This window comes from Pseudomonas sp. 300, from assembly GCF_055803035.1.
On the sequence record NZ_JAVLRV010000002.1, the window covers coordinates 3,261,569 to 3,276,668 of the forward strand.

A 15,100-nucleotide genomic window follows, 5' to 3' on the forward strand; every position below is an offset into this window, starting at 1 on the left:
ATGTGCACGTCAAATCTCCTGCGTGATCTTATTGAGTAAACCCAGGCACTTCGGATGGTGCGGCCGATCAGCGTGATTCCGCCAAATCAGAACGTTCAATCATCCGAACGCAGGCAAAAGTCGATTCGTTTCGTGCTTGGTCGAGCGCTGTCAGCTGTCTAGTCGATGACTGCTGCGTAGTCGCAAGCGTTGTCGGTTTTCGACTCATATCAGAGCCGGAGCGTTCGTCGCTTGGTGGAACACCAAAATACTCGCGATAGCATTTGGAAAAGTGGGGCGTGGACACGAAACCGCATACATACGCCAACTCTATGATCGACAATGATGTTTGCTTAAGCAGTTGTCGCGCTCGAGTGAGGCGTAATCTGAGGTAGTAACGGGACGGCGTGCAGTTCAGGTATTTTCGGAATAGCCGCTCCAACTGTCGACGTGACAAATCAACGTAATCTGCCAGGTCATCCAGCCCGATCGGCTCTTCGAGGTTGGCCTCCATCAACGCAACGATTTCCTGCAGCTTTGGCTGATGAGTGCCCAGGACATGCTTGAGCGGTACGCGCTGATGGTCCTGTTCGTTGCGTATGCGCTCGTAGACAAACATCTCCGAAATGGCAGCGGACAATTCACGGCCATGATCGCGGCCGATCAGGTGCAGCATCATGTCCATAGGGGCCGTTCCGCCGGAGCTGGTGAAGCGGTTTCGGTCGAGGGTGAACAGACTCGCGCTGATGCTGACTCGCGGAAAAGCTTCCTGCATGGCGGCCAGAAACTCCCAATGCACACTGCACTCATAACCGTCGAGCAGCCCGGCTTTGGCCAGCGCCCAACTGCCCGTGCACACGCCTCCTAGCCGTCTGGATTGACGCGCCAAGGCTTGCAGCCAGGTAATGTGCTCGCGGGTAATCACGCTCTGGATTCCAACGCCACCGCATACGATTACAGTGTCCGCCACCAATGGATTGTTCCACGAAGCATCTGGGGTGATAGGCACGCCATCACTGGCCCAGACAGGCTCTCCACAGGGGCTGAACGTATGCCAGCGATATAGCTCTTGCCCCGATAACTGATTGGCCATGCGCAGTGGCTCTACTGCGGACGCTAGGGAAATAAGTGTGAATTTATCCAACAGCAGAAAACCAACGGATTGAGTCGTACCGTCGGACACGGTGGAGTTCGATGACATCGTGGTCATGTCCTCACAAAGAGCGATTACGGCCTTAGATGCAGGAGCTTGTAATACCCCCCAGCCATGGCGTAGGGAGTATTAGGTTTGGCGCAAAAACCTCCTTGGTTTTATCCCACTGACGTCACCCTCGCAGCCTGCGCAGGGTGACGCGACGTCACAAGGCCGATAAAGGAAATCGCCAGCGCTAGTCCAATGGTTGTGCTGACTTCGGTACGGTGCTCTGGTGTGATCATCATGACTGCCAGCGCTGCGCAAATGAACACAATCACCAGCCACGTCAGCCATGGAAACAGCCACATGCGAAAGGTCAGCTCAACGTTCTGCCGATGCAACATCCGGCGCATGCGCAGCTGCGACACCGCAATGGCCAGGTACACCAGCAAGGCAATCGCGCCGGAGCTGGCTAGCAGGAAGTCAAACAGCCCGGCGGGCATAAAGTAGCTCCACACGGTGATCGCCGCGCCCAGCACGGTGCTGGCGATGACCGCTGCCCGCGGCACGCCTTCGGAGGAGGTCGCCTTCAGCGCCTTCGGCGCATCGCCACGACGGCCCAGCGAGTACAGCATGCGCGAAGCAATGTAGATCGAGGAGTTCATGCAACTGGCCACGGCGATCAGCACCACCACGTCCACCATGAACTTGGCGTGGGGAATGTTCATGATCTCCAGTGCCCGCTGGTAGGAGCCTACCTGGGCGAGCAGCGGATCGTTCCAGGGCACCACGGAGATGACCACGAAAATCGACAACAGGTAGAACACGCCAATGCGCCAGATCACCGAACGCGTGGCCTTGGCAATGTTCTGCGAGGGATTGTCGGATTCGGCGGCGGCGATGGTCACTGCTTCGGTCCCGATGAAGCTGAACATGATGGTGATGAAGGCGCCCACCACCGCCGACAGGCCGTTGGGAGCGAACCCGCCGTGTTCAGCCATCAGGCCGCTCAAGCCGCTGACCTCCCGTTCGGGCACCCAGCCCATCAACACGGCAAAACCCACGCCGATGAAACCGATGATCGCCACCACCTTGGCCATGGCGAACCAGAATTCGAATTCGCCGTACTTGGAGACACTGAACAGATTGGTGATCACTAACGCAATGATCGACACCAGGGCGAACAGCCAGGCATCGATCTGGGGAAACCACTGGTTCAACACATGGCCGGCGGCCAGTGCTTCGATAGGAATCACAAGCACCCAGAACCACCAGTACAGCCAACCGATGGTGAAACCTGCCCAACGACCTATTGCCTGGTCGGCATAGGTGGAGAACGAGCCTGTGTCCGGGTTGGCCACCGCCATTTCACCGAGCATGCGCATGACCAAAACGACGAGCAGGCCAGAGAATAGATAGGCCAGCAAGACAGCCGGGCCAGCAGCCGCAATGGCATGTCCCGAGCCAACGAATAAACCTGCGCCGATAATTCCGGCAATTGACAACATTGTTACGTGACGAGGCTTGAAGCCCTGCGCCAATTGGCCACTCGAATCCTTGGAACTCGGGCTAATCATTGGTTTTTTTTCTCTGCTGATCGACATTTAAGCGTATTGATGGGAGCAACGAATCATCATTGTTGCCTGTTGTCTCCTCCTAGAAGCGGCCCCCTTCAAACGCTGAAGTTCTTATCAAACCCATCATCGCGATGTGGTTATTTAGATGAAACGACGCGCCACCTTACCCGGCTTGTTCGACAATTCAATTACCTGTTCACGCCGCCTCCTTGCCTGATATCGACACGTGCCAATTTAGCGTTCACAGCGAAAACCAAACGGTCACAAAATGGCCAGGTGCAATCATTTTGTTTGGTTGAGGATTCTGCTAATGCAGCAACGGATGGGGATAGCTTGGAAGGTTTAAGCGGGCGAGAAGGTTTCGGGACGAGGGCCGCGAGATCTCTCTGGAACGAGCGGATTGGATGATTACTGCCTGTCGCCATCGGATGAAAACGGCCATAAGCAGTCAGTAGGATATTTCCACGAAACCATGGGCGATTCAGTGCTTTCCAACTCGGTGTGACCGAGAAGGATCTGTACTGCTCTGGTGTTTTTCGTTCTCCGATAGATCAATGAAGTCTTGGTCCGACGCATCGAATGAACTCAAATGCCTTAGCAATTACACTTCGGGATGAATGTACTGACGGCGAGCAACCGATTCTTTGTCCATCAGACCGATCTCGACTGCAGATGCTTGGAGAAGTCCCGCTTCAAAATCAATCTGGCTGTAGGCCCCGGCCAAAGCCGATCTCAGCTTATCGGAATGATGAGTTAGCAGATTTGCAAACACCCGCTCCATCTCCAGAGGCGAGCGCACGGGCAGCTTAGGCAGAGAAGTGGGGACTAAAGTGGGGACTAAATAGATAGCCTGCTCGAGATAGCTAGCGCAAAATTGCGCTAACCACCTGATTATATTGGTGTCCCAGGGCAGGTTCGAACTGCCAACCTTCCCCTTAGGAGGGGGATGCTCTATCCAATTGAGCTACTGAGACACAAGTCGCACGCTAGAAATGCGCTGCGATGGACGGCGTGCATGTTAACGGGCGGGTCTGCGTTTGTCATGTCGTCCGTAGGCTTTTTAAGTGTAGGCAAGCGCCCCTCGACATCACGGGATTTGTTTACCGTGCAAATTGCATCACCGCAAAAAGCCATCATTGCAAATTGCAATGAGGCGACCTTGCACAATTATCTTAATTGATTGTTTTTAAAGGGTTTAATAGCCGATAGACTCTTGGCACGTCGGCTGCTTTAGCTGTTCTCAAAGAACAACAGAGGTCAGCCCTCATGAACCGCGTCCTTTTACTCTCGATCGCGATCGCACTGGCGGTGTTTTCAGGTTTTTATTTCGCCCCCGAGAGCGGTACTGAGCCGGTTGCCCAGCGAATGCCTCATTACCTGCAGGTACAAAAGGCACCTCAATTGGCGGTGTTGAGCGATAAGCACGGTTTTGTCGGTCAAGAAGTAAGCCAGGAAAATATCCTGCTGCCGGCGCAGTCTTCAGAACGCCTGGTATTTTGAACAACCCCTCAGGAGCACAGCATGACCAAATCAGCCGCAGGATTTTTCATCCTCGCCCTACTGAGCGGCATTGTTTATTTGTTACTGGTAAAGGACGAAATCGTCACCCTGCCGTTGATTGCCTGCGGCGTTTTTAGTGCGCTGTTTGTGCTGGCTCTGATCGCTGGTCGCAAATTCAAGTTTGATCCGGTATTGCGCTGACCCGTAGAAGGTTCAAAAGACTGGCCACTGTGTCCGCAAGATCGCCCGAATTGTCGAGTGATTGGATTGGCGTAATACCAACCGAGGCGTCATCCGTAAACAGTTCGTTTCTGCACAATCTCGCCTCAATCTCCGCCAGACTCTCACGCCCCCGCTGCCGCAACCGCTCTCGCAGCACGTTGTCCTTGACCGTCAATAGAATCGGCACCAGCGCTGGATAGCGGCTCAGGGCCTGTACCAAGTGCCCGCGAGAACCGTTCACCAGGACATTGCGGCCCTCCTTGAGCCATTGATCGATCACGATGGGAATGCCGTAATCCAGATCATTGGCATGCCAGCACAGCGCGAAATCGCCCTTGTCTTTGCGGCGCGCGAACTCTTCGCGGGAAACACCGACGGCATCCTCACCCACGGACTCAGCTGAACGCGTGATGACTCGACGCACCACTTCACAGTTGATTGCGTGCAAAGGCGCACGAGCAGCTTCGATGAGACTGTCCTTGCCGGATCCGGAAGGTCCCATCAGGTAAATCAGTCTGCCATCCATCCTGAAATAGCCCCCCATGACGTGGTTGCCACTAGTAAATCGGCCATTTGCCACTATCCTGTATAAGGTAAGGAATCGTGATCGAGATCCGCACAGCGTGCACCTCCAGGCGTCCTCGGACATCTCCTGTCGGGCAACAGGACGCGGCCAGCGATACGGACTTGGGTAGTCTTTTCAAACCAGTCCGCATTTCTGATAATTGGTGCTGGCATATCGCCTTTATCCAGTTCAATATTTGTCACAGAATTGACGCCAATGATCTGGCTTCTTTGAGGCATGATGCGAGCCTCTATCAATTCAGGTTGAACATTTGGCCAGAGTCCTTGTCCTATCAGACATCGTGCGGCCAATCCCGAGAACCGCTCCCCTGAACTAACCGGTTAAATATATGCGCCCATTGAAACAGGCAATTTATTCCAGCCGTACGGCTGACAAGTTCGTCGTACGTCTGCCAGACGGAATGCGTGAACGCATTGCCGAGGTGGCTCGCAATCATCATCGCAGCATGAACTCCGAGATCATTGCGCGCCTTGAGCAGAGTCTTATTCAGGAAGGCGCACTGGGCGAAGAGTTGAGCATGCGCCTGGACAGCCCGGAGCTGTCACTGCATGAACGCGAATTGTTGCAACGTTTCCGCCAGCTTTCCCACCGCCAGCAGAACGCCCTTGTTTCGCTGATTGCCCACGATGCCGAAATGGCCGCAGACGCCTCCTGATTCATCCGAATGCCCAAGCCAGCATAATCGCTGGCTTTTTTTTGCCTGAAATTCGGGTACAAAAAACCCGCCGATTGGCGGGTTTCGAGTAAATGGCCATCAGAGCAGGAAGATCGTCGCCAAACCAAGGAAGATGAAAAATCCGCCACTGTCGGTCATCGCCGTGATCATCACGCTGGCACCCATCGCCGGGTCTCGCCCCAACTTGACCAGAGTCATGGGAATCAACACGCCCATCAAGGCCGCGAGCAACAGGTTGAGCGTCATGGCGGCGGTCATCACCACGCCGAGGGACCAACTGCCGTAAAGCAGGTAGGCCACCACGCCAATCACCCCACCCCAAACCAAACCGTTGATCAAACCGACGGCCAGCTCCTTGCGCATCAATCGCGAGGTATTACCGGTACTCACCTGGTCCAGCGCCATGGCGCGAACGATCATGGTGATGGTCTGGTTACCCGAGTTGCCACCGATACCCGCCACGATCGGCATCAACGCTGCGAGCGCCACCAGCTTCTCGATCGAGCCTTCGAACAGACCGATCACGCGGGAGGCAATAAATGCCGTAATCAGGTTCACCGCCAGCCAGGCCCAACGGTTACGCAGGGACTTCCAGACCGACGCGAAGATATCTTCTTCTTCACGCAGACCCGCCATGTTGAGAACTTCGTTTTCGCTCTCTTCACGAATCAGGTCGACCATTTCATCGATGGTCAGACGGCCGATCAGCTTGCCGTTCTTGTCGACCACAGGCGCGGAGATCAAGTCATAACGCTCGAACGCTTGCGCGGCATCGTAGGCATCTTCGTCCGGGTGAAAACTCACCGGGTCGCTGGCCATGACTTCCGAAACCTGTTTTTCCGGGTCGTTGACCAGCAAACGCTTGATCGGCAACACGCCCTTGAGCACGCCGTCGTAATCCACCACAAACAGTTTGTCGGTGTGACCCGGCAGCTCCTTGAGCCGACGCAGGTAGCGCAATACCACTTCGAGACTGACGTCCTCACGGATCGTCACCATCTCGAAGTCCATCAGCGCACCGACCTGCTCCTCGTCATAGGACAACGCGGAGCGAACGCGCTCACGCTGTTGACCATCGAGGGTTTCCATCAGCTCGTGGACGACGTCTCGCGGCAGCTCAGAGGCCAGGTCAGCGAGTTCGTCGGCATCCATGTCCTTGGCCGCCGCCAGGAGCTCGTGATCGTCCATGTCGGCGATCAGGGTTTCACGCACCGAGTCGGATACTTCGAGGAGGATGTCGCCGTCACGGTCAGCCTTGACCAACTGCCAGAGCGTCAGACGATCGTCCAGCGGCAAGGCTTCAAGGATGTAGGCAACGTCGGCGGAGTGCAGATCATCGAGCTTGCGTTGCAGCTCGACGAGGTTTTGCCGGTGAACCAGGTTTTCAACCCGGTCGTGATGCGGACCTTCCTGGCGATGAGTCAGGTCTTCGACCACCCGCTGACGCTGCAGCAGCTCAATCACTTGAGCGAGGCGGTCCTGCAGGCTTTCTTGCGTTTTCTTTACTTCAACTTCAGACATAGGCGAACTCCACTCCCAGCAGCGGGGCACGCCGGAAGGATCAATCAGTCAATTCATGATTGGAAAAGCGGTTTACTGAGTTACTACTGGGTAAGTCCATGGAGGTATTCCACAAGCCCCGGCGGGGCTGACGGGCGCAATGATACACCGCCCAACGTTTTTTAATGTTAAAAAATCGCGGCTGAAACAAGCGCTTGCGAGACAAACCTGAGCGCCGTCCTGATCCTTGAAAATGCGACGACTCATTCTGAAAAGAAAACACACCAGCATTGAAAAATGTAGCGGCTACCCTTGAGTCAGACCGTCATGGAGGACGTTTGATGCAATTGAATGCACCTTGTTTTTTGTTGATCGCCCTGCTCTGCCTACCGCCCGAGGCACTTGCCTCAACCATTCATCGCTGCGAGGCAGCAAACGGCCGCATCACCTTCACCACGTTGAGCTGTAAGGCCGGAGAGAGCCTTTCGCTTCAGGACGTGCACACGTTCACCCCTGGCAGCACGGTGACACTCATGCCGGAAGCGGACTTTCGCGAAACATCCCGTATGAATGCCAAAAGGAGGGAGCCAACGGTCGTCGGCCAGACCGAGGACACCTGTGGAAACCTGATCAATGCACGGGAACGCAGGGAAGCAATCATCAATCAACGAATTGTTGCCGGCATGAGCCAGCAAGACGTCGAAAGCGCCCTTGGCAAGCCAGACAAGATCAGCATTCGGAATTCCGCCATGAGCTACCGATACGACACCAAGCGAGGTCGTAGCGCACACGTCGAGTTCGATGAGAAAGGATGCACCAGAGGAAAAGCCAAATCCCGGACGGCAAAAAGCCCGCGTTAAACGCGGGCTTTTTGGTGTTTGGTGCACTCGACAGGATTCGAACCTGTGACCGCTCGGTTCGTAGCCGAGTACTCTATCCAGCTGAGCTACGAGTGCAATTTGTGTTTTTAGACCAGATCACAACTGGTTGAAACAGAGTAGCTCACATCACTGCAAACAACTCTTAAATGGTGCACTCGACAGGATTCGAACCTGTGACCGCTCGGTTCGTAGCCGAGTACTCTATCCAGCTGAGCTACGAGTGCATTTGTTGCCGCGCATTATAGGCCGTTGAATCTTTTTGTAAAGCGCTTTTTTCTAGTAATTTCAACAACTTACCGAAGAAGCCAGATTACAACGTACTACGCAAATAATGGCGGAGAACGGGGGATTCGAACCCCCGACACCCTTTTGAGGTGTACTCCCTTAGCAGGGGAGCGCCTTCGGCCACTCGGCCAGCTCTCCGCAACACGGGGCGTATATTAACCAGCTTCTTCCCCGTTTGCAAACATAAAAAACGATAAAAATTAATGGCTTGGTTCTTCGTCCTTCTCTTTCTTTATACGCAGGTAAATTTCCTCACGATGGACCGCAACCTCTTTCGGGGCGTTGACACCGATACGCACTTGATTTCCTTTAACGCCGAGCACGGTCACGGTGATTTCGCCATCACCAATAATCAGGCTTTCTGCGCACCGACGAGTCAGAATCAGCATACCTTTCTCCTCACGCATTTCATTTCAGGGACAACAGTCTGCAAAAAAAAGGCACTCGACCTACAACCTGAACGATCGCAGTCCTACATGCCTGAGTATTGACTAGCGCGGGCAAAAGAACAGCTTCGGGCCGCACCATTCAAAAAAACAAAAGGGCGCGGTCAGACCGCGCCCTTCAGCAAACGCATCACTCGCCCTGTCGGGCCGGCGCGTCCAGTTCGAAAGCCGTGTGCAGAGCGCGCACAGCCAGTTCCAGGTACTTCTCTTCGATCACCACGGAGACTTTGATTTCCGAGGTCGAGATCATCTGGATGTTGATGCTTTCTTTCGCCAGGGATTCGAACATGCGGCTGGCCACACCTGCGTGGGAGCGCATGCCGACACCGACGATCGAGACCTTGGCGATCTTGATGTCGCCAACGACTTCACGGGCACCGATCTCGCGAGCGGTGTTTTCCAGCACGGTTTGCGCGGCCTGGAAGTCGTTGCGGTGCACGGTGAAGGTGAAGTCGGTGGTGTTATCGTGCGCAACGTTCTGCACGATCATGTCGACTTCGATGTTCGCGGCGCTGATCGGGCCGAGAATCTTGAATGCAACGCCCGGGGTGTCTGGCACGCCACGGATGGTCAGCTTGGCTTCATCGCGATTGAAAGCGATGCCGGAAATGATCGGCTGTTCCATGGTTTCCTCTTCATCAATAGTAATGAGGGTGCCCGGACCCTCCTTGAAGCTGTGCAGTACGCGCAGCGGAACGTTGTACTTGCCGGCGAATTCCACCGCACGGATCTGCAACACCTTGGAACCGAGGCTGGCCATTTCCAGCATCTCTTCGAAGGTAATCTTGTCCAGGCGCTGGGCCACGGACACCACACGCGGGTCGGTGGTGTAGACGCCGTCGACGTCGGTGTAGATCTGGCATTCGTCAGCCTTCAAGGCTGCCGCCAGCGCCACACCGGTGGTGTCGGAGCCGCCACGACCGAGGGTGGTGATGTTGCCGTGCTCGTCGACGCCCTGGAAACCGGCGACAACGACCACGCGACCTGCTTTCAGATCACCGCGAATCTTCTGGTCATCAATCTGCAAGATACGCGCTTTATTGTGCGCGCTGTCCGTCAGAATCCGTACCTGATTGCCGGTGTAGGACACCGCTGGCACGCCGCGCTTGATCAGCGCCATGGCCAACAGGGCAATCGTCACCTGCTCACCGGTGGAGACGATCACATCCAGCTCACGCGGAACCGGCTGGCCGTCGCCACTGATTTGCTTGGCCAGATCGATCAGACGGTTGGTTTCGCCGCTCATTGCAGACAGCACAACCACCAGGTCATCGCCAGCATCGCGGAATTTCTTAACCTTGTCGGCGACCTGCTCGATTCTCTCGACAGTGCCGACCGAGGTGCCTCCAAATTTCTGTACGATCAAAGCCATTTCAAAGCCGCCTCTGCCCATGAAGGGCGCCCAAATAATCACTCAAACAGCGTTCCGGCCCGCCACTAGACCGCGGGCCGGAACACTGCCTTATAAACCCTGCTCTACAAATGGAACAGTCAGGGCCAATGCCGCATCCAGTGCGCCAGCGTCAGTACCACCGCCCTGCGCCATGTCCGGACGACCACCGCCCTTCCCGCCCACTGCCGCAGCGGCTTGCTTCATCAAATCACCGGCTTTGAGTTGGCCAGTCAGGTCTTTGGTTACGCCTGCAACCAGAACGACCTTTTCCTCATGGACACTGCCGAGCAGGATCACTGCGCGGCCGAGTTTGTTTTTCAGTTGATCGACCAGCGCCAGCAGCGCCTTGCCGTCCTGACCGTCCAGACGCACGGCCAGCACTTTCACGCCTTTGACGTCCAGCGCGGAAGCCGACAGATCGTCGCCCGCAGCGCTGGCAGCCTTGGCCTGCAACTGCTCGAGTTGCTTCTCCAGCAGACGGTTGCGCTCCAGCACAGCCGACAGCTTGTCGATCAGGTTGTCGCGGCTGCCCTTGACCAGGTTGGCCGCTTCCTTGAGTTGTTCTTCGGCAGCGTTCAAGTATGCCAGCGCCGCGGCGCCGGTGACCGCTTCGATACGACGCACACCGGAAGCCACACCGCCTTCGCTGATGATTTTCAGCAGGCCGATGTCGCCGGTACGGTTGGCGTGAATCCCGCCGCACAGCTCGACGGAGAAATCCCCGCCCATGCTCAGTACGCGCACGTTGTCGCCGTACTTCTCGCCAAACAGCGCCATGGCGCCTTTTTGCTTGGCGGTTTCGATGTCGGTTTCTTCGGTTTCAACGGCGGAGTTCTTGCGAATCTCGGCGTTGACGATGTCTTCCAGGGCCTTCAATTGTTCAGGCTTGATGGCTTCGAAGTGGCTGAAGTCGAAGCGCAGACGCTGACTGTCGACCAAAGAACCTTTCTGCTGAACGTGATCGCCCAGTACTTTACGCAACGCGGCGTGCAGCAAGTGCGTTGCCGAGTGGTTCAACGATGTCGCGTGACGCACGTCGGCTTCGACGTGGGTTTCGACCGGCGAACCGACGGTCAGGCTGCCCAACGCCAACACACCGTGGTGCAGGAATGCGCCGCCGGTTTTGGTGGTGTCACGCACGTCGAAACGGCCATTGTTCGATTGCAGGTAACCGCAGTCGCCAATCTGACCGCCGGATTCAGCGTAGAACGGGGTCTGATCGAGAACGACCACGCCCTCTTCGCCTTCGCTCAAGACGTCGACCGACTGGCCTTCTTTATAGATAGCCACAATCTTCGCCGAACCACTGGTGGCCTTGTAACCGGTGAATTCGGTCGCCACGTCAACCTTGACCAAGGTGTTGTAGTCCAGACCGAACGAACTGGCGGAACGCGCACGGACACGCTGGGCTTCCATTTCGCGCTCGAAGCCGGCTTCGTCGACGGTCAGGTTACGCTCGCGGGCGATGTCAGCGGTCAGGTCCATCGGGAAACCGTAGGTGTCATACAGCTTGAACACCACGTCGCCTGGCACCACGGTGCCTTTGAGCTCCAGCAGATCCTGCTCGAGAATCTTCAGGCCGTGCTCCAAAGTCTTGGAGAACTGCTCTTCTTCGGCCTTGAGCACGCGCTCTATGTTGGCCTGTTGCTGCTTGAGTTCCGGGAACGCTTCGCCCATCTCGGCGACCAGTGCCGCAACGATCTTGTAGAAGAAGCTGCCGGTCGCGCCCAGTTTGTTGCCGTGACGGCACGCACGACGAATGATCCGGCGCAGCACATAGCCACGACCTTCGTTGGAAGGCAGCACGCCGTCGGCAATCAGGAAACCGCACGAACGGATATGGTCGGAAACGACCTTCAGCGAAGACTGATCGTCATTGCTGCAGCCAATCGCCTTGGCCGATGCGCTCAGCAGGTTCTTGAACAGGTCGATTTCATAGTTGGAGTGGACGTGCTGCATCACCGCACTGATCCGCTCCAGGCCCATGCCGGTGTCGACCGACGGCGCTGGCAGCGGGTGCAACACGCCATCGGCGGTGCGGTTGAACTGCATGAACACGTTGTTCCAGATCTCGATGTAACGGTCGCCATCTTCTTCAGGCGAGCCCGGCGGGCCGCCCCAGATGTGGTCGCCGTGATCGTAGAAAATCTCGGTGCAAGGACCGCACGGGCCGGTATCGCCCATGGTCCAGAAGTTGTCGGATGCGTACGGCGCGCCCTTGTTGTCGCCGATGCGGATCATGCGCTCGACCGGAACACCGATCTGCTGGGTCCAGATGTCATAGGCTTCGTCATCCGAGGCATAGACCGTTACCCAGAGTTTTTCCTTGGGCAGCTTCAGGACGCCGGTCAGGAAGGTCCAGGCGTAGGTGATCGCGTCGTGTTTGAAATAGTCACCGAAGCTGAAGTTACCCAGCATTTCGAAGAACGTGTGGTGACGAGCGGTATAACCGACGTTTTCCAGGTCGCTGTTCTTGCCACCGGCACGCACGCATTTCTGGCTGCTGGTTGCACGGGTGTACGCACGTTTTTCCTGGCCCAGGAAACAGTCCTTGAACTGGTTCATCCCCGCGTTAGTGAACAGCAGGGTTGGGTCGTTGCCCGGAATCAAAGAGCTGGAGGCTACACGGGTGTGGCCTTGCTCTTCGAAGAAGCGAAGGAAGGCTTCACGGATTTCTGCGCTTTTCATTAGGTTCTTCCACGGAGGCTGCGGCCAAAGGCCTGTGCGAAACGTCAACAGACGAAGCGACGGCAAAGGGCCGCATTATATCGGCCCTGCGCGCGGGGTACAGCGTGTTTATACGATAGAAACGGTCAATTGGACGGCTAACGCGGTCAGTTGCGCGAAAACTCGACGAATGTCGCGATGACTTGCTCGATTTGCGCACGGCTGACGTCCATGTGCGTGACCATTCTAAGGCGGCCGGCGGCGCTGAGCTTGATCCCGCGCTCGGCGGCAAAGGCCTTGATCGCCTCGGCCTTGTCGCCCATCTGCACATAAACCATGTTGGTTTGCACCGGTTCGACTTCGTAACCTGCTTTTCGGAGTCCGTCCGCGAGGAATTGCGCGTTGGCATGGTCGTCGGCCAGACGCTGGACGTTGTTATCCAGTGCGTACAGCCCCGCAGCCGCCAAAAGACCCGACTGACGCATACCGCCGCCCACCATTTTGCGCAGACGGCGCGCCTTGCCAATCAACTCGACCGAGCCGCACAACACCGAACCGATCGGCGCGCCCAGGCCTTTGGACAGGCAGACCGAAACAGAATCGAAGTGCTGCGTGATTTCCCGGGCATCGACACCCAGCTTGACCGCCGCGTTGTACAGGCGAGCGCCGTCGAGGTGCAGTTGCAACCCGTGTTCGCGAGTGAAGCTGCGAGCCCGGGCCAGATACTCCAGCGGCAGCACCTTGCCCTGCATGGTGTTTTCCAGCGCCAGCAAACGGGTGCGGGCGAAATGGAAGTCGTCCGGCTTGATTGCCGCCGCCACCTGAGCCAGATCCAGCGAACCGTCGGCCTGCACTTCCAGCGGTTGCGGCTGGATCGAACCCAGTACCGCCGCGCCGCCACCTTCGTACTTATACGTGTGCGCCTGTTGGCCAACGATGTATTCATCGCCGCGCTCGCAGTGCGCCATCAAGCCCAGCAGATTGCTCATGGTGCCCGTTGGTACGAACAGCGCCGCGGCAAAACCCAACCGATCGGCAAGCTCGGCTTCCAGTCGATTGACCGTCGGATCTTCACCGTAGACGTCGTCACCGGTGGCCGCGGTGGCCATTGCGTCGAGCATCCCTGGAGTCGGCTGGGTGACGGTGTCGCTGCGAAGATCGATAACGCTCATGAATCTGGCCTCGGTAAGCAGGGGAAAATCCCTTTCGGAATGGAATTACTGCGGTCATGACGACGAATAATCAACCCTTGGACGAGGAAAAGGCTTATCAAGCGAGCGAAAAAGTCGATAGCAATCATCGGATAGCAGCAATGCACAGGTGGGAAATATGTGATAAAAACGCTGCGCCGCCAGATAATCTGACGGCAAAACGTTCTCAGGGCGGGGTGCAACTCCCCACCGGCGGTAATTGCGCGCAATGCGCATAGCCCGCGAGCGCTTGGCGACAGCACGGCTTCGGCGGTGACTGGCGACAAGGTCAGCAGACCCGGTGTGATCCCGGGGCCGACGGTCATAGTCCGGATGAAGAGAGAACGGGATTGGCGCCGCCTAGGCTCTATACCAAAGCGCCGTCCGCAGGCATTTGTGCCTGCGTACCCTTAAATCCCATTCGATTCATATGCCCTGTTTTTTACATAAACAGGAGTCAGAACATGCAACCCACCGCAATCGACAGCAAAAGCAAAAACCATCAGGGCGAGCGCGTTGCGTTCATCCAGGCCTGCTGGCACAAGGAAATCGTCGATCAGAGCCGTAAGGGCTTCGTCGCCGAAATGATTGCCCAGGGTTATCACGAATCCGACATTGATTTCTTTGAAGTCGGCGGCGCCTTTGAAATGCCCTTGCACGCCAAACTGCTGGCCAAGACCGGGCGTTATGCCGGCATCGTCGCAGCAGCCCTGGTGGTGGATGGCGGGATCTATCGTCACGAGTTCGTCGCCCAGTCGGTGGTCAGCGGCCTGATGCAGGTTCAGCTGGAAACCGAAGTGCCGGTATTCTCCGTGTCCCTGACACCGCACCACTTCCACGCTGGCGAAGAACACCAGAAGTTCTTCTTCGAGCACTTTGTGCACAAGGGTCAGGAAGCGGCGAAGACGTGTGCGGATACGTTGCAGAAGTTGCGCGCGTTGCGTCGCAGTGAGCACCGCGCGGTAGCCGTCTAAACACCGGACATAACTGTGGGAGCCAGCCTGCTGGCGATAGCGGAATATCAGTCGACAACCAGAGTGACTGACACATTGCAATCGCTAGC

General features: G+C 56.5%; 14 protein-coding genes, 4 tRNA genes and 1 riboswitch. Of the genes, 5 read left to right on the plus strand and 13 right to left on the minus strand.

The features are described 5' to 3' along the window. Positions 1-67: 67 nt before the first annotated feature. From gbdR to Q7W83_RS21425, 4 genes are all read right to left on the minus strand, one after another. Positions 68-1,180 carry a choline metabolism transcriptional regulator GbdR gene (gene gbdR / locus Q7W83_RS21410; RefSeq protein WP_412071793.1) on the minus strand — a complete coding sequence of 371 codons (1,113 nt, stop codon included), beginning with the start codon at positions 1,178-1,180 and terminating at the stop codon, positions 68-70. A gap of 110 nt (positions 1,181-1,290) precedes the next feature. After that, complete coding sequence (gabP, locus tag Q7W83_RS21415) at positions 1,291-2,691, minus strand: GABA permease (protein WP_150640101.1); 1,401 nt, start codon at positions 2,689-2,691, stop codon at positions 1,291-1,293. Between the two features lie 601 nt (positions 2,692-3,292). Then, the gene (locus Q7W83_RS21420; protein ID WP_224792496.1) at positions 3,293-3,463 is read right to left on the minus strand and encodes a hypothetical protein; all 171 of its coding nucleotides are present in this window, start codon (positions 3,461-3,463) and stop codon (positions 3,293-3,295) included. A 125-nt stretch (positions 3,464-3,588) separates the two neighbouring features. After that, positions 3,589-3,665: transfer RNA gene (locus Q7W83_RS21425), tRNA-Arg, on the minus strand. 292 nt (positions 3,666-3,957) lie between these two features. On the opposite strand from Q7W83_RS21425, the gene Q7W83_RS21430 reads away from it, so the two are divergent. After that, the gene (locus Q7W83_RS21430) at positions 3,958-4,191 is read left to right on the plus strand and encodes a hypothetical protein (RefSeq protein ID WP_150633325.1); all 234 of its coding nucleotides are present in this window, start codon (positions 3,958-3,960) and stop codon (positions 4,189-4,191) included. Between the two features lie 21 nt (positions 4,192-4,212). Next, positions 4,213-4,392, plus strand: coding sequence for a PA3371 family protein (locus Q7W83_RS21435; protein WP_150640100.1), 180 nt, complete (start codon positions 4,213-4,215; stop codon positions 4,390-4,392). On the opposite strand, the gene phnN is transcribed toward Q7W83_RS21435, so the two are convergent. Next, a complete protein-coding gene (phnN, locus tag Q7W83_RS21440) occupies positions 4,367-4,939 on the minus strand; it encodes a phosphonate metabolism protein/1,5-bisphosphokinase (PRPP-forming) PhnN (RefSeq protein ID WP_150640099.1) in 573 nt (190 codons plus the stop codon). The two genes, Q7W83_RS21435 and phnN, sit on opposite strands and share 26 nt — an antisense overlap. A 388-nt stretch (positions 4,940-5,327) precedes the next feature. Between phnN and Q7W83_RS21445 the strand changes: the two genes are divergently transcribed. Next, entirely contained in the window at positions 5,328-5,654 is a 327-nt protein-coding gene (locus tag Q7W83_RS21445) for an Arc family DNA-binding protein (RefSeq protein WP_003178899.1), read from the plus strand. A 99-nt stretch (positions 5,655-5,753) separates the two neighbouring features. Here the strand turns inward: Q7W83_RS21445 and mgtE are convergent, their stop codons facing one another. Next, positions 5,754-7,196, minus strand: coding sequence for a magnesium transporter (mgtE, locus tag Q7W83_RS21450; protein WP_150633321.1), 1,443 nt, complete (start codon positions 7,194-7,196; stop codon positions 5,754-5,756). Positions 7,197-7,516: 320 nt separating this feature from the next. On the opposite strand from mgtE, the gene Q7W83_RS21455 reads away from it, so the two are divergent. Then, complete coding sequence (locus tag Q7W83_RS21455; RefSeq protein ID WP_473656850.1) at positions 7,517-8,035, plus strand: cell envelope protein SmpA; 519 nt, start codon at positions 7,517-7,519, stop codon at positions 8,033-8,035. A 19-nt stretch (positions 8,036-8,054) separates the two neighbouring features. Here the strand turns inward: Q7W83_RS21455 and Q7W83_RS21460 are convergent. The 7 genes from Q7W83_RS21460 to ltaE all read right to left on the minus strand — a co-directional run bounded on the left by Q7W83_RS21460 (position 8,055) and on the right by ltaE (position 14,019). Then, positions 8,055-8,131 (minus strand) — tRNA-Arg (locus tag Q7W83_RS21460). Between the two features lie 72 nt (positions 8,132-8,203). After that, positions 8,204-8,280 (minus strand) — tRNA-Arg (locus Q7W83_RS21465). A gap of 108 nt (positions 8,281-8,388) precedes the next feature. After that, positions 8,389-8,479, minus strand: a tRNA-Ser gene (locus Q7W83_RS21470). 62 nt (positions 8,480-8,541) lie between these two features. After that, positions 8,542-8,730, minus strand: a complete 189-nt coding sequence (gene csrA, locus Q7W83_RS21475; RefSeq protein ID WP_002554426.1) for a carbon storage regulator CsrA — start codon at positions 8,728-8,730, stop codon at positions 8,542-8,544. Positions 8,731-8,917: 187 nt separating this feature from the next. Continuing rightward, positions 8,918-10,159 carry an aspartate kinase gene (locus Q7W83_RS21480; protein WP_031319071.1) on the minus strand — a complete coding sequence of 414 codons (1,242 nt, stop codon included), beginning with the start codon at positions 10,157-10,159 and terminating at the stop codon, positions 8,918-8,920. A 90-nt stretch (positions 10,160-10,249) separates the two neighbouring features. Beyond that, on the minus strand, positions 10,250-12,868 hold the full coding sequence (gene alaS, locus Q7W83_RS21485; RefSeq protein ID WP_150633319.1) for an alanine--tRNA ligase: 2,619 nt from the start codon (positions 12,866-12,868) through the stop codon (positions 10,250-10,252). A 146-nt stretch (positions 12,869-13,014) separates the two neighbouring features. After that, entirely contained in the window at positions 13,015-14,019 is a 1,005-nt protein-coding gene (ltaE, locus tag Q7W83_RS21490) for a low-specificity L-threonine aldolase (RefSeq protein ID WP_473656854.1), read from the minus strand. Between the two features lie 197 nt (positions 14,020-14,216). Next, positions 14,217-14,387: riboswitch (FMN riboswitch) on the plus strand. Positions 14,388-14,501: 114 nt separating this feature from the next. Here ltaE and Q7W83_RS21495 point away from each other — a divergent pair. Next, positions 14,502-15,011, plus strand: a complete 510-nt coding sequence (locus Q7W83_RS21495) for a 6,7-dimethyl-8-ribityllumazine synthase (protein ID WP_150633317.1) — start codon at positions 14,502-14,504, stop codon at positions 15,009-15,011. The last annotated feature ends 89 nt before the right edge of the window (positions 15,012-15,100 follow it).

What these genes read in the sequence shown, in the direction of transcription:
- gbdR (WP_412071793.1), bottom strand. Translation starts at nt 1,180, where the DNA reads ATGTCATCGAACTCCACCGTGTCCGACGGTACGACTCAATCCGTTGGT.
- gabP (WP_150640101.1), bottom strand. Translation starts at nt 2,691, where the DNA reads ATGATTAGCCCGAGTTCCAAGGATTCGAGTGGCCAATTGGCGCAGGGC.
- Q7W83_RS21430 (WP_150633325.1), top strand. Translation starts at nt 3,958, where the DNA reads ATGAACCGCGTCCTTTTACTCTCGATCGCGATCGCACTGGCGGTGTTT.
- Q7W83_RS21435 (WP_150640100.1), top strand. Translation starts at nt 4,213, where the DNA reads ATGACCAAATCAGCCGCAGGATTTTTCATCCTCGCCCTACTGAGCGGC.
- phnN (WP_150640099.1), bottom strand. Translation starts at nt 4,939, where the DNA reads ATGGATGGCAGACTGATTTACCTGATGGGACCTTCCGGATCCGGCAAG.
- Q7W83_RS21445 (WP_003178899.1), top strand. Translation starts at nt 5,328, where the DNA reads ATGCGCCCATTGAAACAGGCAATTTATTCCAGCCGTACGGCTGACAAG.
- mgtE (WP_150633321.1), bottom strand. Translation starts at nt 7,196, where the DNA reads ATGTCTGAAGTTGAAGTAAAGAAAACGCAAGAAAGCCTGCAGGACCGC.
- Q7W83_RS21455 (WP_473656850.1), top strand. Translation starts at nt 7,517, where the DNA reads ATGCAATTGAATGCACCTTGTTTTTTGTTGATCGCCCTGCTCTGCCTA.
- csrA (WP_002554426.1), bottom strand. Translation starts at nt 8,730, where the DNA reads ATGCTGATTCTGACTCGTCGGTGCGCAGAAAGCCTGATTATTGGTGAT.
- Q7W83_RS21480 (WP_031319071.1), bottom strand. Translation starts at nt 10,159, where the DNA reads ATGGCTTTGATCGTACAGAAATTTGGAGGCACCTCGGTCGGCACTGTC.
- alaS (WP_150633319.1), bottom strand. Translation starts at nt 12,868, where the DNA reads ATGAAAAGCGCAGAAATCCGTGAAGCCTTCCTTCGCTTCTTCGAAGAG.
- ltaE (WP_473656854.1), bottom strand. Translation starts at nt 14,019, where the DNA reads ATGAGCGTTATCGATCTTCGCAGCGACACCGTCACCCAGCCGACTCCA.
- Q7W83_RS21495 (WP_150633317.1), top strand. Translation starts at nt 14,502, where the DNA reads ATGCAACCCACCGCAATCGACAGCAAAAGCAAAAACCATCAGGGCGAG.